Source organism: Microbacterium sp. GW823-FHT02G05 (assembly GCF_058797175.1).
Window position 1 is genome coordinate 338244 of sequence record NZ_JBXAJK010000002.1, and the last position, 21211, is coordinate 359454.

17 protein-coding genes are annotated in these 21211 nt (G+C 67.8%); all 17 read right to left on the reverse strand.

What is annotated here, in order from left to right:
* Positions 1-4: 4 nt before the first annotated feature.
* The 17 genes from AC1REM_RS11560 to AC1REM_RS11640 all read right to left on the reverse strand — a co-directional run bounded on the left by AC1REM_RS11560 (position 5) and on the right by AC1REM_RS11640 (position 21205).
* Positions 5-268 carry a phosphoribosyl-ATP diphosphatase gene (locus AC1REM_RS11560; RefSeq protein WP_204939963.1) on the reverse strand — a complete coding sequence of 88 codons (264 nt, stop codon included), beginning with the start codon at positions 266-268 and terminating at the stop codon, positions 5-7.
* Positions 265-957: a ribulose-phosphate 3-epimerase gene (gene rpe / locus AC1REM_RS11565; protein WP_204939964.1), complete on the reverse strand. Its 693-nt coding sequence runs from the start codon at positions 955-957 to the stop codon at positions 265-267. Before rpe ends, AC1REM_RS11560 begins: the two co-directional genes overlap by 4 nt.
* Before the next feature lie 8 nt (positions 958-965).
* Positions 966-2471: an RsmB/NOP family class I SAM-dependent RNA methyltransferase gene (locus AC1REM_RS11570; protein ID WP_492514756.1), complete on the reverse strand. Its 1506-nt coding sequence runs from the start codon at positions 2469-2471 to the stop codon at positions 966-968.
* Complete coding sequence (gene fmt / locus AC1REM_RS11575) at positions 2468-3385, reverse strand: methionyl-tRNA formyltransferase (protein WP_492514757.1); 918 nt, start codon at positions 3383-3385, stop codon at positions 2468-2470. Before fmt ends, AC1REM_RS11570 begins: the two co-directional genes overlap by 4 nt.
* Before the next feature lie 53 nt (positions 3386-3438).
* Positions 3439-5406 carry a primosomal protein N' family DNA-binding protein gene (locus AC1REM_RS11580; protein WP_492515480.1) on the reverse strand — a complete coding sequence of 656 codons (1968 nt, stop codon included), beginning with the start codon at positions 5404-5406 and terminating at the stop codon, positions 3439-3441.
* 7 nt (positions 5407-5413) lie between these two features.
* Positions 5414-6607, reverse strand: a complete 1194-nt coding sequence (metK, locus tag AC1REM_RS11585; protein WP_492514758.1) for a methionine adenosyltransferase — start codon at positions 6605-6607, stop codon at positions 5414-5416.
* Between the two features lie 93 nt (positions 6608-6700).
* Entirely contained in the window at positions 6701-6955 is a 255-nt protein-coding gene (gene rpoZ / locus AC1REM_RS11590) for a DNA-directed RNA polymerase subunit omega (RefSeq protein WP_204939968.1), read from the reverse strand.
* A gap of 75 nt (positions 6956-7030) precedes the next feature.
* The gene (gene gmk / locus AC1REM_RS11595) at positions 7031-7939 is read right to left on the reverse strand and encodes a guanylate kinase (RefSeq protein WP_492514759.1); all 909 of its coding nucleotides are present in this window, start codon (positions 7937-7939) and stop codon (positions 7031-7033) included.
* The gene (pyrF, locus tag AC1REM_RS11600; protein WP_492514760.1) at positions 7932-8780 is read right to left on the reverse strand and encodes an orotidine-5'-phosphate decarboxylase; all 849 of its coding nucleotides are present in this window, start codon (positions 8778-8780) and stop codon (positions 7932-7934) included. Before pyrF ends, gmk begins: the two co-directional genes overlap by 8 nt.
* Positions 8777-12064 carry a carbamoyl-phosphate synthase large subunit gene (gene carB, locus AC1REM_RS11605; RefSeq protein WP_492514761.1) on the reverse strand — a complete coding sequence of 1096 codons (3288 nt, stop codon included), beginning with the start codon at positions 12062-12064 and terminating at the stop codon, positions 8777-8779. The genes pyrF and carB overlap by 4 nt, the downstream gene beginning before the upstream one ends.
* A complete protein-coding gene (gene carA / locus AC1REM_RS11610; RefSeq protein ID WP_492514762.1) occupies positions 12064-13236 on the reverse strand; it encodes a glutamine-hydrolyzing carbamoyl-phosphate synthase small subunit in 1173 nt (390 codons plus the stop codon). Before carA ends, carB begins: the two co-directional genes overlap by 1 nt.
* Positions 13233-13739 carry a PH-like domain-containing protein gene (locus AC1REM_RS11615; protein WP_492514763.1) on the reverse strand — a complete coding sequence of 169 codons (507 nt, stop codon included), beginning with the start codon at positions 13737-13739 and terminating at the stop codon, positions 13233-13235. Before AC1REM_RS11615 ends, carA begins: the two co-directional genes overlap by 4 nt.
* Complete coding sequence (locus tag AC1REM_RS11620) at positions 13736-15040, reverse strand: dihydroorotase (protein ID WP_492514764.1); 1305 nt, start codon at positions 15038-15040, stop codon at positions 13736-13738. The genes AC1REM_RS11615 and AC1REM_RS11620 overlap by 4 nt, the downstream gene beginning before the upstream one ends.
* Entirely contained in the window at positions 15037-16008 is a 972-nt protein-coding gene (locus AC1REM_RS11625; protein ID WP_492514765.1) for an aspartate carbamoyltransferase catalytic subunit, read from the reverse strand. Before AC1REM_RS11625 ends, AC1REM_RS11620 begins: the two co-directional genes overlap by 4 nt.
* Entirely contained in the window at positions 16005-16535 is a 531-nt protein-coding gene (gene pyrR / locus AC1REM_RS11630; RefSeq protein ID WP_492514766.1) for a bifunctional pyr operon transcriptional regulator/uracil phosphoribosyltransferase PyrR, read from the reverse strand. The genes AC1REM_RS11625 and pyrR overlap by 4 nt, the downstream gene beginning before the upstream one ends.
* A gap of 61 nt (positions 16536-16596) precedes the next feature.
* Complete coding sequence (locus tag AC1REM_RS11635) at positions 16597-18174, reverse strand: Rieske 2Fe-2S domain-containing protein (protein ID WP_492514767.1); 1578 nt, start codon at positions 18172-18174, stop codon at positions 16597-16599.
* Positions 18175-18259: 85 nt separating this feature from the next.
* Positions 18260-21205 carry a DEAD/DEAH box helicase gene (locus tag AC1REM_RS11640; RefSeq protein ID WP_492514768.1) on the reverse strand — a complete coding sequence of 982 codons (2946 nt, stop codon included), beginning with the start codon at positions 21203-21205 and terminating at the stop codon, positions 18260-18262.
* Between the last annotated feature and the right edge of the window lie 6 nt (positions 21206-21211).

Genomic DNA, 21211 nt, shown 5'->3' on the forward strand with positions numbered 1-21211 from the left:
ACGTTCACAGATGTCGGTAGACGTTCTCCAGCGTCAGGCCCTTGGCGAGCATTAGCACCTGCAGGTGGTAGAGCAGCTGCGAGATCTCCTCCGCAGCGGCGTCGTCGCTCTCGTACTCGGCGGCCATCCAGACTTCGGCGGCCTCCTCGACGATCTTCTTTCCGATGGTGTGGACGCCCGCGTCGAGCTCGCGGACGGTCCCCGATCCCTCGGGGCGCTCCTGTGCCTTTCGGCTGAGCTCGGCGAACAGTTCGTCGAAGGTCTTCACTCTCCCAGGCTAGCGGCTCGCGCGAGCTCTCGGAGCCGTGCGACAGCCGCCGCGACATCCTCGGCCCCATAGACGGCCGATCCGGCCACGAAAGTGTCAGCCCCCGCCTCGGCGGCCTGGGCGATGGTGCTGTCGGAGATGCCGCCATCCACCTGCAGCCACACATCCGAGCCGCGGCGACGAACCTCGTCGGCGAGTGCACGGAGCTTCGGCATCGTCTCGGGCATGAAACCCTGCCCGCCGAAACCCGGCTCGACGGTCATCACAAGGACCTGATCGAACTCGTCCAAGATGTCGTAGAGGCTCTCCCCCGCCGTTCCCGGCTTGATCGCGACGCCGGCGCGGGCGCCGATCGCGCGCAGACGCCGTGCCAGCGCAACGGGATCGGCTGCGGCCTCGAGATGGAAGGTGACGCTGGCAGCACCCAGTTCGGCATAGCCCGGCGCCCAGCGATCGGGGTCGGTGATCATGAGATGAACATCGAGCGGAATCGGGCTCGTCGCCTGGATGCGCTCGACCATCTGGGGGCCGAAGGTCAGGTTCGGCACGAAATGGTTGTCCATGACGTCGACGTGGGCGAAGTCCGCGGTCGCGATGCGCGCGAGATCAGCCTGCATGTTCACGAAATCCGCAGCGAGGATGCTCGGGTTGATGCGCGGAGCGGACGGCAGGGAGTGAAGATGCGACATGTGGCCCATTATGCGGTCTCCCCCGTCTTGCGCAGGAGTGCGAGGAACATCGCGTCGGTGCCGTGACGGTGCGGCCAGAGCTGCGCGTGCCCGGATCCGTCGATGGGTGCGGCGAGATCGATCGGTGATTTCGCGACGTCGACGATGGCCGCACGCGCATCGAGCTCTTCGATGTCGGATCGCCAGCGCAGCACGGTCTCGACCACCCCTGCGGTCTCGGCGAGGTGCGGCGAGCACGTGACGTAGGCGGCGATCCCGCCGGGCGCGAGCGCGTCGAGAGCGTTCGCGAGCAGTTCTTCCTGCAGTCCGACGAGCTCCGCCACGTCTGCCGGAGATTTGCGCCAGCGTGCCTCCGGACGTCGGCGCAGCGCGCCGAGGCCCGTGCAGGGAGCATCGATGAGAATGCGGTCGTACACGCCGGGCCGGGACGCCGCGAGCTCGCGCCCGTCCGCCTCTGTCACGGTGACCTCCAGCGGCACGGGACGCAGCGCCGATCGCACGAGTCGGGCGCGCGTCGGCACCAGCTCGTTCGCATCGAGCGAGGCACCGTGCTGCAGCGCCTCGGCAGCGAGGAGTGCGGTCTTGCCTCCGGGGCCGGCACAGAGGTCGAGCCAGCGTTCGCCCTTGCGCACGGCAGCGGCACCGACGAGCGCGAGCGCGACGAGCTGCGAGCCCTCATCCTGCACACGGACGCGACCGCCGTGCTCCTCGACGATGGCGCGCGGATCACCGCCGCGCAGACCGTACGCGGTCGCCGCATAGGGACGCGGCGTCTCGGCGAAGGCATCCCGCTCATCGAGCTCCGCCAGCCCGGGAAGAGCGACGAGCGTCACCTCCGGGGCGGCATTGTCGGCCTCGAGCAGCGCATCGAGCTCCTCCTCGCGACCCTCCGCGGCCAGCGCTCGGCGCAGTGCGCGAATGACCCAGACCGGGTGCGCCGTGCGCAGTCCGAGCCGTTCGTCGTCCGAACGGGCCGACGCCTGGATGACGTCCAGCCACTCGGCCTCGTCGCGCTCTGTGATCCGGCGCAGGATGGCATTGGCGAATCCGGATGCTCCCCGGCCCGCGACCTCGGAGACGAGGGACACCGATTCGTTGACGGCCGCGTGCGCCGCTACACGTGTGCTCAGCAGCTGGTGCGCGCCCAGGCGCAGCGCGTCCAGAACCGCCGGATCGATCTGGTCGACGGAGCGGCCGGCGGCGATGGCGATCACGGCGTCATAGGTTCCCTGTCGACGAAGTGTGCCGTAGGTGAGCTCGGTCGCGAGCGCAGCATCCGCGGGCGAGAGCCCGGCCTCCCGCAGCAAGGCAGGCAGGACGAGATTGGCGTACGCGTCGTCGGTCGCGACGGCGCGCAGCACGTCGAACGCGATGCGGCGTGCGGGCTGGATGCGCGACGACGATGATCGACTCTGCCCGCTGCGCGATCCGCCGGGGCCGCCGCGCGTTCCTCGCTCCGGGGAACGACGGGAGCGATCCGAGCCGCTCTCCTGTGCCTTGCGCGCCTCACTCATGCTCCGAACCTCGCATCCGCCTTGAGCCCGCGCAACCAGTCGGCTGCCATCATCGCGCCCTTGCCCGCGGGCTGCACGCGCACGACGAGCAGCGGCGTCGTCGCCGTGCCGACGAGCACACCCCTCTTTGTTCCACGCAGCTCACCGGGCGCCAGCGACACCTCGGCCGCGTCGGGACGGGACATCTCCAAGACCTTCACGGCCTGTTCGCCGACGGTCGTATGCGCCCCGGGCTCACTTGTGACTCCGCGGTAGCGAGCGAAGATCTCCTCCGCCGAAAGCCCCCAGTCCAGGAGCCCATCCGCGTGAGAGAGCTTCGCCGCGTACGTCGCGTCGCCGACCTGCGGCACCGCCACGGCCGTCCCGTCCGCAATAGCCGCGATCACTTCGGCCGTCAGACCAGCACCGGACTCGGCAAGGGCGGCGAGCGACGCATCCGCCGTAGCATCGACGGGAATCTCGAACGTGCGGCGCGCGAAGACATCACCCGCGTCCAGGGCCGCAACGAGCTGAAAGACGCTCGCTCCGAGTTCGCGGTCGCCCGCCATCAGCGCACGCTGCACCGGCGCGGCACCACGCCACTCCGGCAGCAGCGAGAAGTGCAGGTTGATCCATCCGTGCGTCGGCGTCTGCAGCAGCGGTTCGCGGACGAGACCGCCGTACGCGACGATGACGCCGAGCTCCGGCGCGAGAGCCGAGATCTCCTGCGTGACCTCGTCATCCAGGCGCGCCGCCTTGATGACCGGGAGGCCCAGCTCGTCAGCGACAGCAGCCACCGGCGAGGGCGTCAGCACGCGCTTGCGCCCCAACGGCGCATCCGGGCGCGTGACCACCGCGACCACCTCATGCTGCGCCGCCAGCAGACGCAGCGTCGGCACGGCCACTGCCGGAGTGCCGGCGAAGACGAGACGCATCGAAGATCCTTTGTTCGGGGAGTGCGTGAGAGCGAGCGGGGAACGGCCCGTGCTCAGAGATCGGGTTCGGTGATGTCGAGCCTCACGGAAAGCGTAGTCCGGCTCGTGCGGCCGCGACCCCGACGGCGCCCTGTGGCCTCGGCGATCACGGCGGCCCGCAGCGCCGCGACCACCCTCGTTCCGGCCGCGTAGTCGAAGCGCACGAGTGCGCGCTGCAGCTCGGGCTCGTCCTCGCGGGGAATCGGGCCGAGCACCGCATCGGCAGGCAGACCCACCTCAGCGATTGCTTCCAGCGCGCGTTGGACTCCCGCCGCCGTCCCGTCGATCTGCGCGACGCGGGCCGTCGGCGGCATGTGCAACGGGGCGCGGGCTGCCAGCTCGCTGCGCGCGTAGGCACCGTGGTTCCAGGTCGCGAGGGCCTTCGCCACCGGCCCGTCCACACCGACGAGATGGATCGGCGCGCCCGGTGCGGCCAGAGCCGCGGCGTTCGACCACCAGCGCAGACACGACTCGCCGATGCGCAGCTCAGGGGCCTGCAGCATCCGCGCACCATCCAACAGCACGACCGCGCGATAGCCGCCGACGGCCGGAGGCTCGGCGCCGCGCGTCGCGACCACGAGTGATGGGCGATCCGCGACGCTCTCGACAGGATGGTTGCCGTCGGCGACGATCACGCGCACGCCGGGGAACGCGCGCCCCAGTTCGTCGGCGGTGCGCTCGGTGCCGGATGCGGCCAGACGCACTTTGTCCGACCCACAGGATGTGCACGTCCACGCATGCGCCGTGCGTGCGCACCAGCCGCAGACCGGTGCCGCACCACGATGACGCGCTCCTAGCGGACCGCCGCACGCGCGGCATCGTGCCGGAACGCGACATTGACCGCACACCAGGGTCGGTGCGAATCCGGGCCGCGCGACCTGCACGAGAACGGGTCCTTCTGCTGTCGCCTCACGCGCCGCGAGAAACGCACGCGAAGGCAGCCGTTGGCCGCGTTGATCGATCTCCTGTGGCGGGTCCAGGATCACCCGAGGAAGCACACGCCGCGCTGCGGTGATCGGCTGCACCCATCCCGTCGCGGTGAGCCGCTCGACGTCCGTAGTGCGCGTGTGGCCGGCGAACATGAGAGCCGAGCCCTCCCGCTCCTGACGGAGCAGAGCCACGTCACGCGGATGCACATAGGGCGCGAGCGGCTCGGCCAGCAGGTTGTCACCGTCGTCCCAGAGCGCGACGAGTCCAGCGGTGACCGGCGCGTAGACGGCCGAACGATTGCCGACGACGATGCACGGCGCATCCTCGAGCGTGCGCAGGAAGGCGCGATACCGCAGCGGTCCTGACTGCTTCGCATCCAGTCGCACGATCGCTTCCTCCGGCACCAGGCCCGAGAGCGCTGCCATGACGCGCTCGATGTCGCGATAGTCCGGAACGACGAGGATCGCGGAGGCACCATCGCTCAGCGTCGCGTTCGCCGCCGCCGCCAAGAGCTCCGCCCACGCCGGGTCGCCGGCCTCGTTCACGCGCGGGATCGCCTCGACCGCGAGGCGGGCTCGTGCGCGAAGCGCGTCCGTCAGCCCCTCGTACTCCCCCAGCACCGTGACCGCACGACCCTGCGCCTCCGGTGCGACCGCGACGGGCGCGCTCGCCTGCAGGGATCCCGCGGCGAGCCAAGCCTTCTCCACTCGCACCTGACGCTTCGGGATCACAAGCCTCAAGACGTCGGATGCACGGCCGGCAGATCGGTCGGCGACGCGGCGCGCGAGGGATGCGAGCGACGACGGAAGGACAGGAGCTGCAGAGACCACCGTGTCGATCTCCGACAGCGCGCGGCTGTCGTCCTCCTCGGTATCGACCTCGACGACGTACGCGTCGATCATCCTGCCAGCCGAGCGCAGCGGCACGCGCACGCGCACGCCCTGTTGCGCGTCCTCGACGTACTCCGCCGGAACGGCATAGTCGAAGAGACGATCGAGCTGCGGCAGCGGCGAGTCGAGCAGCACCCGAACGATGGAGCGCGTCACGGGCAGCTCACCGTCAGAGCCCTGCGGCGCGGCGAAGCTCCTCCGCACGGTTGGTGTTCTCCCACGTGAAGGTGGGGAGCTCCCGGCCGAAGTGCCCGTAGGCAGCCGTCTCGGCGTAGATCGGACGCAGCAGGTCGAGCTCTTCGATGATCGCCTGCGGACGCAGATCGAACACGCTCTCGATCGCCCTGGTGATCACGTCGTCGGACACCGCGCCGGTGCCGAAGCTCTCGACGTAGAGACCCACCGGACGTGCCACACCGATCGCATACGCGACCTGCACCTCAAGGCGCTCAGCGAGTCCCGCCGCCACCGCGTTCTTGGCGACCCAGCGCATGGCGTAGGCACCGGATCGGTCGACCTTCGACGGGTCCTTTCCGCTGAAAGCGCCGCCACCGTGACGCGAGGCCCCGCCATAGGTGTCAATGATGATCTTGCGGCCCGTGAGGCCGGCATCACCCTTCGGGCCACCCGTCACGAACGGGCCCGCCGGGTTGATGTGGAAGGTCACATCGTCCAGCGCCAGTCCGGTGTCGGCCAGAACCGGTTCGATGACGTGCTGGCGCACGAGCGCACGCAGCTCGTCCTGCGAGACATCCGGGTGGTGCTGGGTCGAGAGCACGACCGTGTCGACGGTCTTGGGCGTGAAGCCCTCGTAGCCCAGCGTGACCTGCGTCTTGCCGTCCGGGCGCAGGAACGGGAGGATGCCCTCGCGTCGCACCTCCGTCAGACGCTCGGCGAGCCGATGGGCCGTCCACGCGGCCATCGGCATGAGCTGGGGCGTCTCGGTCGTCGCGAAACCGAACATGATGCCCTGGTCTCCCGCACCGAGTGCGTCGCGCGGATCTGCGGAGCCGCCTTCGCGGGACTCGTGCGCATTGTCGACGCCATGGGCGATATCACCGGACTGCTCCCCCACCGACACGCTCACACCGCAGGAGGAGCCGTCGAAGCCCATCTCGCTGGATGTGTAGCCGATGTCGTTGACGACGCTGCGCACAATCGTCGGGATGTCGACGTACGCCTCCGTGCGGATCTCGCCGGCGACGTGCACGAGACCCGTCGTCACCAGCGTCTCGACGGCGACACGGGAGCCGATGTCCTGTGCGATCAGCCCGTCGAGGATGCTGTCCGAGATCTGGTCGCAGATCTTGTCGGGGTGCCCTTCGGTGACGGATTCTGACGTGAAAAGGCGCAGGGCGCTCATCGGTGCTCCAACGGTATGCGGTCGGGGGTGTTCCCAGTGTGCACGGAGCCGCCGACATCCTGATGGACGGCGACGGCTCCGGAAGTGACGTGCTTACTCCGCGTGACGGATGCGGAGCTTGTCCTCGTTGATCTCGTGCAGCGCGATCGTGAGCGGCTTGTCTTCGACCGACGAGTCGACCAGCGGACCCACGTTGTCGAAGAGGTTGCCCTCGTGAAGGTCGGAGTAGTAGTCGTTGATCTGACGCGCACGCTTGGACGCGAAGATCACGAGCTCGTACTTCGAGCTGACACGATCGAGCAGGTTGTCGATCGGCGGATCGATGATGCCCTGGTTGCTACCGGCCATGTGGACCTCCTAATTCGGCGACACGTCGTCGCAAAAGATTCAGGCGAACGGTGTGCGCAGGCACACCTGATGGCGCTAACGCGCCGCAGCCTCAGACAATTCTACGACCTCGCGCGCCGCTGTGGCGACGTCCTGGTTCACAATGCGGTAATCGAACTCGTTCTGCGCCGCCAGTTCGACCTTCGCGGTGCGCAGGCGACGAGCCCTCTCGGCCTCGTCCTCGGTGCCGCGGCCCACGAGACGTTGTACGAGCTCATCCCACGACGGCGGCAGCAGGAAGACCAATGTCGCCGAGGCATCCGCGGCGCGCACCTGACGCGCACCCTGCAGATCGATCTCGAGCAGCACCGTCTTCCCCTCCGCCAGCGCCTGCTCGATCGGCGCGCGCGGAGTGCCATAGCGGAACCGGTTGTGCACCGTCGCGTACTCGAGCAGTTCGTCGTCGGCGATCATCTGATCGAACCGATCCTCGTCGACGAAGAAGTAGTGCACACCGTCGATCTCTCCGGGACGCGGAGCACGCGTCGTCGCCGACACCGAAAGGTGGATCTCGGGGTGCGTCTCACGGATGTGCGTCGCCACGGTGCCCTTGCCGACGGCGGTCGGGCCCGCCAGGACGAGAAGGCGGCTGCGGCCTGCACGCGGCTCGGACTGCGGGAAGCGCTCGTCCAGCCATTCGCGGAGCACCGTTCGCTGGCGGACTCCCAGCCCGCCGAGACGCTTGACCGGCGAGATCTGCAGGGCCTCGAGGATGCGATCACGTTTGCCCGCACCGATCGCGGGAAGCGCGGTCAGGAAGTCGGGCACGCGGAGCGTTGCCGCAGCCGAGGTCGGATCTTCCGCCGCGCGGCGCAGCACCTCCTGGCCGGACACGACACGCATCGCGAGGTCACGTTTGATCGAGGCACGCGCCCGTCGACGCTCAACGGCACGGCGCGCGGCCGCGACCCGGTCGACGTCCTGCGGGGGAACGGACTCAGCCATCCTGTGCACCTCCGAGGAGAGCTCGACGCTCATCGATCGCCGCGGCGAGTCCCGAAGGACCCGCGGACAGGACACTCCGGCTCTCACTCGCGATGACGGCGGGGGCCAGCGCGCCGAACAGCACATCACGGTCGGCGATCTGCGCGCCCTGGAACCCGAAGCCCGGTGCCAGGATCGGAGCGACGGGGCTCAGCGTCTCCGGCACTCCGAGCACAGAACGGTCAACCGTCGCACCGATCACGAACCCGTGAGATGCCCACTCCCCTGCGGGCGTCACCGCCGCGTTGTAGGCGGAGACCGCGGAGATGATGGCACCGGCCACCGTCTCACCCTCGCGCGTCTGCGCCGTCTGCACGGGCAGCGCCTCAGGATTGCTCGTCGCCGCGAGGACGAAGAGCCCCTTGCCGTGCTCGTCCGCGAGGCGCAGCGCGCCGTCCAGCGCTCCGACGCCCAGATACGGGTTCACGGTCAGCGCGTCCGCCTCCAGCGGGCTCCCGGGCGTGAGCCAAGCCTCCGCGTATGCGTCCATGGTCGAGCCGATGTCGCCGCGCTTCGCATCCGCAATCACGACGAGACCCGCGGCGCGGGCAGCAGCGAGGACATCCTCCAGCGCGGCGATGCCCGTCGAGCCGAAGCGCTCGAAGAACGACACCTGCGGCTTGACGATCCCGGCACGCCCTCCGGCAGCCTCTACGACGCGCAGGCCGAACTCGCGGACGCCGGATGCCGAGGCATCCAGTCCCCACTCGCTCAGCAGGTGCGCATGCGGGTCGATCCCCACGCAGAGCGGGCCGTACGACGAGATCGCCGCACGCACCCGCTCCCCGAAGCGCTGAATCACAGGCGGGCCAGTCGGTCGGCCGCGTACTCCTGCAGGCTGCGCACGGCGAAGCCCTGATCGGCCGCATCCATGCCGCTCACTGCAGCGCCCAGAACAGCCATCGTCGTGAAGAGAGCCTTGTCGGCGGCGACCGCCGCGGCGCGAATCTCGTAGCCGTCAGCGCGCGTCGCGCCACCGCTCGGGGTGTTCACGATGATGTCGATCTGACCGTCGTTGATGAGGTCGACGATGTTCTGCGCACCCGACTCCTGCGTCGCGCTGTACTTCTCGACGACCGTCACCTCGATGCCGTTACGCGAGAGGATCTCGGCCGTGCCCTCGGTCGCAACGATCGTGAACCCGAGCTGCTGCAGGCGGTGCGCAGGCAGGATGACCGCGCGCTTGTCCGCATCGGCAACCGAGATGAACACGGTGCCCGACGTCGGCATGCCGCCGTAGGCGGCAGCCTGGCTCTTCGCGAACGCCGTCGGGAAATCCTTGTCGATGCCCATGACCTCACCGGTCGAGCGCATCTCCGGGCCGAGCACGGAATCGACCGTCTTGCCGTCTGCGGTGCGGAAGCGCTTGAAGGGAAGCACAGCCTCCTTCACGGCGACCGGAGATCCCAGCGGGACCCGCGAGCCATCGACCTCGGGAAGCAGTCCCTCGGCGCGCAGCTCGGCGATCGTCGCACCGACCATGATGCGGCTCGCGGCCTTCGCCATCGGGATACCGAGGGCCTTGGACACGAAAGGCACCGTGCGGCTCGCGCGCGGGTTCGCCTCGATCACGTAGAGCACGCCCGCGCTGATCGCGAACTGCACGTTCAGCAGACCGCGGACGCCCACGCCCTCAGCGATCGCCAGCGTCGCCGTGCGCACCCGATCCACGTCCGAGCGGCCGAGCGAGACGGGAGGCAGCGTACAACTCGAGTCGCCGGAGTGGATGCCCGCCTCTTCGAGATGCTCCATGACGCCGCCGATGTACAGCTCCTGGCCGTCGTACAGAGCGTCGACATCCAGCTCGATCGCGTCGTCGAGGAAGCGGTCGACCAGAAGCGGCTTGCCCTCTTCGATCACGACCTCACCCGCCGTGCGCACGAAGTAGTCGCGCAGCGACTCAGTGCTGTAGACGATCTCCATGCCGCGTCCGCCGAGGACGAACGACGGGCGGACGAGCACGGGGTAGCCGATCTCCTCCGCGATGGCGACAGCACCTTCGACATCGATCGCCGTGCCGTTGCGCGGCGCGACGAGGCCGGCGTCATCGAGCAGACGCGAGAAGAGCTCGCGCTCCTCGGCGAGATCGATCGCCTCCGGGCTCGTGCCGAGGATCGTGTAGCCGGCGGCCTCGATGCCCTTCGCCAGGCCCAGCGGCGTCTGGCCCCCGAGCTGGCAGACGACACCGAGGATCTCACCGCTCGCTGCTTCCGCGTCGAGCACCTCCAGCACGTCCTCCAGCGTCAGGGGCTCGAAGTACAGGCGGTCGGAGGTGTCGTAGTCGGTCGACACCGTCTCCGGGTTGCAGTTGACCATGACGGTCTCGTAGCCGGCATCCGACAGGGCGAACGAGGCGTGCACGCAGGAGTAGTCGAACTCGACACCCTGACCGATGCGGTTCGGGCCTGAGCCGATGATGACGACCTTCTTGCGGTCCGAGGGTTCGACCTCGGTCTCGCTGTCGTAGCTCGAGTAGTGGTACGGCGTCAGGGCCGGGAACTCTCCAGCGCAGGTGTCGACCGTCTTGTAGACGGGGCGCACAGCGAGTGCACGGCGCACCTCACGTACCTCGGTCTCGTCGAGGCCGCGCAGCTCGGCGATCTGCACGTCCGAGAAGCCGTGCTCCTTCGCGTGGCGCAGCGTCGCAGCATCCAGCTCTTCCGCCGAGGCGATGATGTCGGCAACCTCGTTGATCAGGATCATCTGGTCGAGGAACCAAGGATCGATCGCGGTCGCCTCGAAGGCCTGCTCGATCGTCGCGCCCTTGCGCAGCGCCTGCTGCAGCGTCACGATGCGACCGTCGGTCGGCGTCTTCGAGATCTCGAGCAGCTCTTCGACGGAGCGGTCCTCCGGCCCCCAGTGGAAGCTCGAACCGCGCTTCTCCAGCGATCGCAACGCCTTCTGCAGCGCGGTCGTGTAGTTGCGGCCGATGGCCATCGCCTCACCGACCGACTTCATGGTTGTCGTCAGCGTCGCGTCAGCCGCCGGGAACTTCTCGAAGGCGAAGCGCGGCACCTTGACGACGATGTAGTCGAGCGTCGGCTCGAAGCTCGCCGGCGTCACGCCCGTGATGTCGTTCGTGACCTCGTCCAGACGGTAGCCGAGCGCCAGCTTGGCGGCGAGCTTCGCGATCGGGAAACCCGTCGCCTTCGATGCCAGCGCGCTTGAGCGCGAGACGCGCGGGTTCATCTCGATGACGATGATGCGGCCGTCTTCGGGGTTGATCGCGAACTGGATGTTGCAGCCACCGGTGTCCACGCCGACGGCGCGGATGATGTCGATGCCGATGTCACGGAGCTTCTGGAACTCGCGGTCCGTCAGCGTCAGCGCGGGTGCGACCGTGATGGAGTCACCCGTGTGCACGCCGACCGGGTCGACGTTCTCGATGGAGCAGACGACGACCGTGTTGTCGGCCGTGTCGCGCATGAGCTCGAGCTCGTACTCCTTCCAACCGAGGATCGACTCCTCCAGGAGCACCTCGTTCGTCGGAGAGTCGTGTAGGCCCGCACCGCCGATACGACGCAGGTCCTCTTCGTTGTAGGCGAAGCCGGAGCCCAGGCCGCCCATCGTGAAGCTGGGGCGGACGACGAGCGGGTAGCCGAGCTTCTCGGCGCCTGCGAGCAGATCGTCCATGGAGTGCGCGATGACCGAGGCCGCCACGTCTGCGCCGGCCTCGAGGACGAGCTCCTTGAAGATCTGGCGGTCTTCACCCTTCTTGATCGCATCGACGCGCGCGCCGATGAGCTCGACGTCGTACTTGTCGAGGATGCCGCGCTCGTGCAGTGCCATCGCGGCGTTGAGCGCCGTCTGCCCACCGAGGGTCGGCAGGATCGCGTCGGGCTTCTCCTTGGCGATGATCGTCTCGATGACCTCAGGGGTGATCGGCTCGACGTAGGTCGCGTCGGCGAAGTCCGGGTCGGTCATGATGGTCGCGGGGTTCGAGTTCACCAGGATGACGCGCACGCCCTCCTCGCGAAGAACGCGACACGCCTGGGTGCCGGAGTAGTCGAACTCGACGGCCTGACCGATGACGATCGGGCCGGAGCCGATGACGAGAACAGACTTGATATCGTCGCGCTTGGGCATTACTTCGCGTCCTTCTGGGAGATGTGCGCGACGACGAGATCGCGGAAACGGTCGAAAAGATAGTTGGCGTCGCGGGGACCCGAGGCAGCCTCCGGGTGGTACTGCACCGAGAACGCGGGGATGTCGAGAGCGCGAAGCCCCTCGACGACGTTGTCGTTCAGGCCGATGTGGCTGACCTCGACCTTGCCGTAGCCGTTCGGGCTGTCGAAGGTGCCCTCCAGCGGAGCCTCCACGGCGAAGCCGTGGTTGTGAGCCGTGATCTCGACGCGTCCGGTCGCGCGGTCCAGCACCGGCTGGTTGATGCCGCGGTGGCCGAACGGCAGCTTGTAGGTGCCGAGCCCGAGGGCGCGACCGAGCAGCTGGTTTCCGAAGCAGATGCCGAAGAACGGCAGGTTCGCGTCGAGGACCTCGCGCAGCAGCGCGACGTGGCGCTCGGAGGCAGAGGGGTCACCGGGGCCGTTCGAGTAGAACACCGCGACCGGTTCGACGGCCTGGATCTCGGCGAACGTCGAGGTCTGCGGCAGCACGTGCACGTCGAAGCCGCGCGCCGCGAGGTTGTTCACCGTAGCCTGCTTGACTCCGAGGTCGATCACTGCGAGGTTGCCGATGCGCTCGCCGACGGCGGGCGTGAGGGTCGGGACCTCCACGGAGACCTGTGCGGACAGGTTCTGGCCCGACATGAGCGGAGCTTCCGTCACGATGCGCAGCTGCTCATCGGCGTCGATGCCTGCGGCGTCTCCCGAGAAGATCGCGCCACGGAGGCTTCCGACCGAGCGCAGACGGCGGGTGACCGCACGCGTGTCGATGCCGCTGATGCCGACGATGTTGTCGCGCTGCAGCACGTTCTCGAGTGAGTCGGTGGCGCGCCAGTTCGACACGATGCGCGAGGGGTCGCGCACGATGTACCCCTCGACCCAGATGCGACGAGACTCGTTGTCTTCCTCGTTGACGCCTGTGTTGCCGATGTGCGGTGCCGTCTGCAGGACGATCTGCCCGGCGTAGGACGGATCGGTGATCGTCTCCTGGTAGCCGGTCATGCCGGTGGCGAAGACGACCTCTCCGATCGTCGTGCCTCGGGCGCCGTATGCGTGACCGCGGAAGCGGCTGCCGTCTTCGAGGACCAGGACAGCAGGATCCGGAAGGCGCGAGGCCGTAGTAGTGGTGGCGGTCATGAGGACGCTCCCGTCTCGGGTGCAGCGCACAGGCGCTGGAGTTCAGTGATCACGTGGGTCGGGTCGCCGGAGACGACCCGCAAGTAACTGTCGACGCGGGTGGAGTCGTCCACCTGCCAGACGACGCGCACCAGTCCGCCGGGCTCGACGACCCGGTCGATCGCGACGGTGGCGCGATCTACCGCGACGAGGCGGTTGGATGCGAGGAACACGGTGGGCGAGCCGTCCAGGCTCAGGGCGAGGCCCCGATCGGTGATGACGGCTTCGCCGCGCGCGCGGTACGCCAGTGGCCGGATGGTGAGGCGCTCGAGTGGCTCGTCGTGCCGGGTGGTCGCGACATAGAGCACCTCGTGCCGGGTGAGGACATCCGCATGCTCGGGCACACCGAGCGGTGCGTGCAACCCGGAATCGCGGCGCAGACGTCGTCGCCATGCGAAGAGCATCGCACCGAGAACCAACACAGCGGCGCCGATCATGACGGCGACGGCGGCTTCGTAACTCATCGTGCAAGCTCCTCGACGACGGCGCCGTTCGCGAGCGTGGCGTACCCGCGGTGCACGGTCCACTCCACGCGTCCCGGCAGATCACGACCGAGGTACGGCGAGTTCACGCTGCGGCCTCGAAGGTCATCCTTCGTGAACGTGCCGCGCACGCTCGCGTCGTAGAGCGTGAACTCTGCGGGCTGACCGATTTCAAGCGGGGTGCCGTGTCCGGCCAGCGATCCGATGCGAGCAGGGGCTGCACTCATGATGCGAGCCACATCCGACCAGCCCAGGAGGCCGGTCTCGACCATCGACTGATGCACGACCCGCAGTGCGCTCTCGAGCCCGACCATGCCGTTCGCCGCGGCCTGCCATTCACAGGACTTGCTCTCGCTGGGGTGCGGGGCATGATCGGTCGCGACGATGTCGATCGTGCCGTCAGCGAGGCCCTCACGGACGGCGAGCACGTCTTCTTCGCGACGAAGCGGCGGGTTGACCTTGAATCGCGCATCGTAATCGCGGGCCAGCTCGTCCGTCAGCAGCAGGTGGTGCGGCGTCACCTCGGCGGTGACCGCGATGCCCCGCTTCTTGGCCCAGCGGATCAGGTCGACGGAACCGGCGGTGGAGAGGTGGCAGACGTGCAAGCGAGAGCCGACATGCTCGGCGAGGAGCACATCGCGGGCGATGATCGACTCCTCGGCCACGGCCGGCCAACCGGCGAGGCCGAGTTCGGCCGAGACGGCGCCCTCGTTCATCTGCGCGCCCTCGGTCAGGCGCGGGTCCTGGGCGTGCTGGGCGATCACTCCCCCGAAGGACTTCACATACTCGAGGGCACGGCGCATGATCAGCGAGTCCCAGACGCAGAACCCGTCGTCGCTGAAGACGCGGACGTTCGCACGTGAGGTCGCCATGGCGCCGAGCTCGGCGAGACGCTCGCCCTTCTGACCCACCGTAACCGCGCCGATCGGCTGGACGGTGGCGTATCCGGCCGCCTCACCCAGCGCGAGCTCCTGCTCGACGACGCCGGCCGAGTCGGCGACGGGTGAGGTGTTCGGCATGGCGAACACGGCGGTGAAACCGCCGGCCGCGGCGGCGCGGGTGCCGGAGAGGATCGTCTCGGATGCCTCGTAGCCGGGCTCGCGCAGGTGCGTGTGCAGGTCGACCAGGCCGGGCAGAGCGACGAGGCCTTCCGCATCGATCACGCGTGCGCCAGCGGCGGAGACGCCCGATCCGATCTCGGCGATGACACCGTCGCGCACGAGGATGTCGGCGCTCTGCGTGCCGAGGAGCTGCGCTCCGCGGAAGACGAGTGTCTCAGTCATGCGTTCGGGCTTCCCATCTCGTCTTCGTTTCGTTCTCCTGCCAGCAGCAGGTACAGCACGGCCATGCGCACGGAAACACCGTTCGTGACCTGTTCGAGCACCGTGGAGCGGGGGGAATCTGCCGCTTCGGCGGAGATCTCCAGACCCCGGTTCATCGGCCCCGGGTGCAACACAATGCTATCGCCCGTGAGCCGTGCAAGTCGTACCGGGTCGAGACCCCAGCGGCGAGAATACTCCCGCTCACTCGGGAAAAACGCCGCGTGCATTCGCTCTAGCTGGATCCGCAGCATCATGACCGCGTCCGGGTCCTCCGCCAGCGCCTCGTCGAGGTCGTACAGAACACGGACGGGCCAGTTCGAGACATCCTGCGGAATGAGGGTCGGAGGCGTCACGAGCGTGACGTGGGCGCCGAGCGCCGCGAGGAGCCATACGTTGGAGCGCGCCACCCGTGAGTGCAGCACATCACCCACGATCACGATGCGGATGCCTGTGAGGTCACGACCACGACTGTCGGTGCCGAAGCGGCGCTTGCGGATCGTGAAGGCGTCGAGAAGAGCCTGCGTCGGATGCTCGTGCGTGCCGTCGCCGGCGTTGACGACACCCGCAGTGATCCACCCGCTGGTCGCCAGCGTGCGGGGCGCGCCGGAGGCGGGGTGCCGGATGACGACAGCATCCGCTCCCATCGCCTCGAGCGTCTGCGCCGTGTCCTTGAGGCTCTCGCCCTTTGAGACGCTCGACCCCTTTGCGGCGAAGTTGATGACGTCTGCGGACAGTCGCTTCGCGGCCGCTTCGAAGGAGATGCGGGTCCGTGTCGAGTCCTCGAAGAAGAGGTTGACGACGGTCTTCCCGCGCAGCGTCGGAAGCTTCTTGATCTCGCGCGACTGCGTGTCGGCCATGTCCTCGGCGACGTCGAGGATGCGCAGCGCCTCGGCGCGTGCGAGCGTCTGAGTGTCGAGGAGGTGTCTCATCCTTCGATCGCCACCTCGTCGATGCCGTCGTTCTCGGTGAGGCGCACGTTGACGCGCTCCTGCCGAGAGGACGGGATGTTCTTGCCGATGAAATCGGGCCGGATGGGCAGTTCGCGGTGACCGCGATCGACGAGGATCGCAAGCCGCACGACGGACGGACGTCCGATCGACTGCAGCGCGTCGAGCGCCGCGCGGATGCTGCGCCCGGAGAAGAGCACGTCGTCGACCAGCACCACGGTCTTGCCGTCGATGCCTCCCGCCGGGATGTCGGTCGGCTGCGGAGAGCGCGTCGGATGCTTCGCGAGATCGTCACGGAAGAGCGTGACGTCGAGGGCGCCGACCGGAACCTCCGTCTGAGCGATGGAGCCGATGACCCCCGCGAGGCGATTCGCAAGAGCGACGCCGCGGGTCGGAATGCCCAGCAGGATCAGGTCGCTCGCGCCGCGATTGAATTCGAGGATCTCGTGGGCGATGCGCGTCAGGGCGCGCGCGATATCGGCTTCTTGCAGCACGATGCGTGCAGACAATGGCCACTTCCCTTCTCCGCCTCTCAGGACGGTGTTAAAGGTGGTGATGACCCCATTCTAGCTATACGCCGAGACGCATCGCCGCGGCCGTCACCTCGTCGATCTTCGTCGCTCGAATCGCGTGGCCCGTGGTCGAGAGGCACTTGCCCGTCTTCAGGTCCCACTTCCAGTCGTGCATGCTGCACGTGAGAATGCCGTCCTCATCGACCTTGCCGGTCTTCGTGAGGTCAGCGCGCAGGTGCGGGCACCGACGCTGCACGACCCAGTCTCCGATCTCCGCGTCTTCGGTCTGGTCCGTCTGCTCCGAGTACCAGTTCTCGACGTACTCGATACGATCCACCGAGAGGCACTTGAGGAAAGTCGTCAGGAACTCGTTGAACTTGCCGCTGCGACCGACCGAGAACTGCATCGAGAGGAAGATCGAGTTCGACCAGTCGATCTCGTGGTCGCGGATGTTCGTCGAGACGAGGTCGGCGGGGATCGTGTACCAGTAGATGCACTCTTCACCGTCGTACTCGCGCACCTTGGCGCGCGGGAAATCCACGACCATGTCGAGGTCGCCGATACGGAAGCGCACGTTGCCGCCGACACCGAGGCGGATCGTGCGCGACTTCTTCAGCAGCGGCTCCCACCACGCCTTGATCGCCGCGAGCATCTCTGCCGGCGGGATGACCTCGGCCCGTGTGGCGATCTCGTCCTGGATCTCCTGCTGGCGCGTGGCGCGCTGCGACTCGAGGTAGTCCCACTTGTTGTCGAACATGTGGGCGATCTCGTCGTCCGTGTACAGCGACTGCGAGGTCGTGACCTCACCGTCGGTGATGTCGACGACCGTTCCCGGTACGAACAGGTGCCCTTGGTACTGACCGGGCGCCTGCTGTTCCATGTGCTCGAGGAACTGCTTCGAATCGGTGAAGATCGACTCGCCGTTCTTGCCGAAGCCGTTGAAGTCGAACAGGTCGTCACGCAGGAACATCGGTGGACCGGCCATCGGGAACACGTGCGGGGCGCCGACCTTCTCGATGTAGAACATCGCACGCTTGTTCTGCGCGTCGCGCTTGAGTCGCGCGAAATTCTGCTTCGCGTCCAGCGGCAGGTCGTAGACCATCGGCCACCAGATCGCGCCAGAGGTCTGCGTGAAGTAGGCGTCGGGCGTGCCGAAATCGAGCAGCGCCTCCAGATCGAGCGGGTGCGAGTCGTTCTGGTTCAGCATCGACCCCGTACCGTCGTCGACGCTCAGTGACGAGTCGCCGATGGGGCCGTCACTGGGCGCCCGCAGGGGCGTCACCATGATCTTGAGCTCGCCGCGCTCGATCACCTCGCCGGCGGGTGCGTAGGTGATGTTGTTGTAGCCGAGCGCGCGGATGTCCTGCTCGAGGTCGTCGACGGGGTACTCCGGAAGCAGCACCTCGATATCCTTCGACACGTAGCGCTCCAGCAGTGCGGGATCGAAGTGGTCACGGTGGCGGTGCGAGATGTAGAGGAAGTCCGCCTTGCCGAAGCGCTCCCAATCGAGACCGCGGTTGTCGGGGAAGGGGAACCATGACCCGAAGAAGGAGGGACCGAGAACGGGGTCGCAGAGAATGGTTCCGCCTCGGGTCTCGATGAACATCCCCGCGTGGCCGAGCGCCGTGATCCGCATTGCTTCTCCTCCTGATTGAGCGTCCACGAGTCTACCTGCGGCCCGCTGTGGCTCTCCTGCGACGAGCCGTGAGAATGCCCTCGCCCTAGTCCAGCAGCCCGCGGATGTCGTCGGCGGTCAGCGTCTGCGCGAACAGATTCTCGTCATCCATGACGGCGGTGATCAGGCGCGCCTTTCGCTGTTGCAGCGCGAGCACCTTCTCTTCGATCGTGTCGGTGGCGATCAGGCGGTACACGAGGACGTTGTTGTCCTGCCCGATGCGATGCGTGCGGTCGATGGCCTGCGCCTCGGCCGCGGGGTTCCACCACGGATCGAGCAGGAAGACATAGTCCGCTTCGGTCAGCGTGAGCCCCACCCCACCGGCCTTCAGGCTGATCAGGAACACCGGCTGCTCACCCGCGCGGAAGCCTTCGATGACCGCGGGACGCTGCCGTGTCGCTCCGTCGAGATAGGCGTATGGGATTCCCTCCTTCTCGAGTCGGCGTGCGACGAGCGCCAGATACGACGTGAACTGGCTGAAAACGAGCGCGCGGTGCCCCTCGGCCTGCATCTCCGCGAGGCGCTCCAGAAGGACGTCGATCTTGCGGGATCCGATCCGCCCATCGGTCTCGTCGATGAGCCCCGGTGACAGGCTCAGCATGCGCAGAAGCGTGAGCGATCGGAACACGATGAAGCGATTCCGATCGAGATCGCGGAGCAGGCCCAGGATCTTCTGACGCTCGCGCTGCAGCACGACGTCGTACAGCGCGCGGTGTGCAGGACTGAGGTCGACCCGCAGCACCTGTTCCTGCTTGGGAGGAAGGTCGGGAGCGACCTCGTCCTTCGTGCGTCGGAGAACCAGAGGTCGGATGCGACGACGCAATCGCTCCAGCTGATGTGCGCGATGGGCACCGTTCTCGGCGTTCTCGGCGACCTTGCCACGTTCGATCGGCTGGACGTATTCGCGGCGGAAACGCTGTGCGGAGGCGAACAGCCCTGGTGCCACCAGCGACAGGAGGGCCCACAGATCCGTGAGGCTGTTCTCCATCGGGGTTCCGGTCACCGCGAACGTCACATCTGCGCGGATGCGCGCTGCCGCGAGGTGCTGCAGCGTCGCCGCATTCTTGACCGCGTGGGCCTCATCGAGGATCAGGCCCGCCCACTCCCTCTCGGCGAAGGCGTCTTCGCCGAGGCGCAGCACCGTGTAGGAGGTCACGAGCACGTCGTGCTGCGCGGCCAGTCGGGCGATCGTCGCCGCCGAGCGCGGTCGCCGCGCCACGACGCCCAGACGAAGGCCGGGGACGAAGCGACGCGCTTCACGCACCCAGGTATCCGTCACCGACGTCGGAGCGACGATGAGGAACGGACGCCGCTCGCCCGACTCCCGCGCGTGCTGAAGCAGGGCGAGGATCTGCACGGTCTTGCCGAGGCCCATGTCGTCGGCCAGGATCCCGCCGAGTCTGTGCGCCCAGAGAAAAGCGAGCCAGTCCAGGCCGAGCTGTTGGTACGGCCGCAGCGTTGCGCGCAATCCCTGCGGAACCGCGACAGCAGGCACCGCCTGCGCGTCGCGGAGTCCCTCCGACGTTGCCCGCCAGGAAATGGCCGGCTCTGCCTCATCGGCGAGGTCTTCGAAATCGTCCCAGAGCGCGACCTGGTACCGGGATATTCGCGGTCCGGTCTCCCATTCGGCAAGCTCCGTGCACTCGTCGATGAGGTCTTTCAGCCGTTGCAATGCGGGGTGCGCCAGCGAGAAGTACCCTCCGTCCGAGAGCTTCATCTTCTTCTGGCCCTTGCTCAGAGCAGTGAAGAGCGGTCGGAACGGGATCGTCCGCCCCTCGATCGTCACGATCACGCCGAGGTCGAACCAGTCGGGGTCCGTGCTCTCCACCGTGGTGATGCGGATCTCCGGGGCACCGGCCAGCTCGTGATAGCTGCGGCGCTCCCCGTGGTACGACACATCGACGCCCCGATCCTCCAACGCGGGAGCGATGTGGGCCACGAACTCCGCGGCATCCACGTCGTGAAGGGAGTCGGTTTCGATGAAAGCGGTGCCTGCCACGTCCGCCCACGCCGCTTCGATCTCCGGCCGCGCGTCGGTCTCGGCCGCCCCGTCGCGCACAGGATCGTCGCTGGCGGTGAAGGGGAATCGACCGTATCCGTCGTACCGCCACTGCCAGGCATACGTCACGCGGTCGCCGGGCAGGAACCGCACGGCCAGAGCGGCCGTGGGCACGGGCAGATCCGGGAATGTCACGCCGAGCCCTGCGCGGAGGACTCCGGCGCGTCGCAGACCCGGCGAGAGCTCGCGCACGAAGTCTGCTTCCTCTGCCTCGGGCACGTGGACGGCCACCGCCCCGATCAGGCGGTGCAGCGCCTCGGGCAGCATGAACTCCCCCAGATAGAGCGTCGCCGTCGCGCCCTGCACGTCATACGCGTAGACACCCGTGTGGCCGACCGTACGCAGGAAGCGTCCACCCGCTCGTTCACCGTCGAACGCCGCTTCGGCGCGCAGGCTCAGCAGGTTCCGGGGGTCCCGATCGGCGACAGCGGTGACCTCGACGTGGCCCGCGAACACCAGCGCGATGTCTCGTTGTGTGGACACGAAGGTCACTCCGTGTGAAGCTGCATCCCGCAGGTGCGGCCACAGCAGGCGCGACTCGACCGGATCCAGCGCCAGCCAGTCTCCGGAGAGCCCCGACAACAGCGAGTCGCGAGCGAGGCTCAGCAGATCGCCGAACCAGCGCGACTGGGCCGGGTCGAACTGCGTGTTCGGACGCCGCACGGCATCCCACGACGCATCCGCCTGCACCCACGCCCCCGTGGTCTGGCTCTGCCGCAGCGGACGAACGGCGAGCAGCAGTTCCCCGGGATCTCGCGCAAGGTCGCGCACGGTCGCCGACGTGGCGCGCGGAGCCGACCAGTGATGGCGCGACGCATCGCGACGGCGCAACTCGATCCCGAGCGCCAAGGGCGTGGTCGATGCGCGTGTGGACGGTGTCAGGGCACGCCAGGAAAGAGGCGCGGATGCTGCGGAGTCAGGAGTCGTCGACATCGCGAA

What these genes read in the sequence shown, in the direction of transcription:
- AC1REM_RS11640 (WP_492514768.1), bottom strand. Translation starts at nt 21,205, where the DNA reads ATGTCGACGACTCCTGACTCCGCAGCATCCGCGCCTCTTTCCTGGCGT.
- metK (WP_492514758.1), bottom strand. Translation starts at nt 6,607, where the DNA reads ATGAGCGCCCTGCGCCTTTTCACGTCAGAATCCGTCACCGAAGGGCAC.
- carB (WP_492514761.1), bottom strand. Translation starts at nt 12,064, where the DNA reads ATGCCCAAGCGCGACGATATCAAGTCTGTTCTCGTCATCGGCTCCGGC.
- AC1REM_RS11570 (WP_492514756.1), bottom strand. Translation starts at nt 2,471, where the DNA reads ATGAGTGAGGCGCGCAAGGCACAGGAGAGCGGCTCGGATCGCTCCCGT.
- rpe (WP_204939964.1), bottom strand. Translation starts at nt 957, where the DNA reads ATGTCGCATCTTCACTCCCTGCCGTCCGCTCCGCGCATCAACCCGAGC.
- fmt (WP_492514757.1), bottom strand. Translation starts at nt 3,385, where the DNA reads ATGCGTCTCGTCTTCGCCGGCACTCCGGCAGTGGCCGTGCCGACGCTG.
- AC1REM_RS11635 (WP_492514767.1), bottom strand. Translation starts at nt 18,174, where the DNA reads ATGCGGATCACGGCGCTCGGCCACGCGGGGATGTTCATCGAGACCCGA.
- rpoZ (WP_204939968.1), bottom strand. Translation starts at nt 6,955, where the DNA reads ATGGCCGGTAGCAACCAGGGCATCATCGATCCGCCGATCGACAACCTG.
- gmk (WP_492514759.1), bottom strand. Translation starts at nt 7,939, where the DNA reads ATGGCTGAGTCCGTTCCCCCGCAGGACGTCGACCGGGTCGCGGCCGCG.
- carA (WP_492514762.1), bottom strand. Translation starts at nt 13,236, where the DNA reads ATGACCGCCACCACTACTACGGCCTCGCGCCTTCCGGATCCTGCTGTC.
- AC1REM_RS11625 (WP_492514765.1), bottom strand. Translation starts at nt 16,008, where the DNA reads ATGAGACACCTCCTCGACACTCAGACGCTCGCACGCGCCGAGGCGCTG.
- AC1REM_RS11620 (WP_492514764.1), bottom strand. Translation starts at nt 15,040, where the DNA reads ATGACTGAGACACTCGTCTTCCGCGGAGCGCAGCTCCTCGGCACGCAG.
- AC1REM_RS11615 (WP_492514763.1), bottom strand. Translation starts at nt 13,739, where the DNA reads ATGAGTTACGAAGCCGCCGTCGCCGTCATGATCGGCGCCGCTGTGTTG.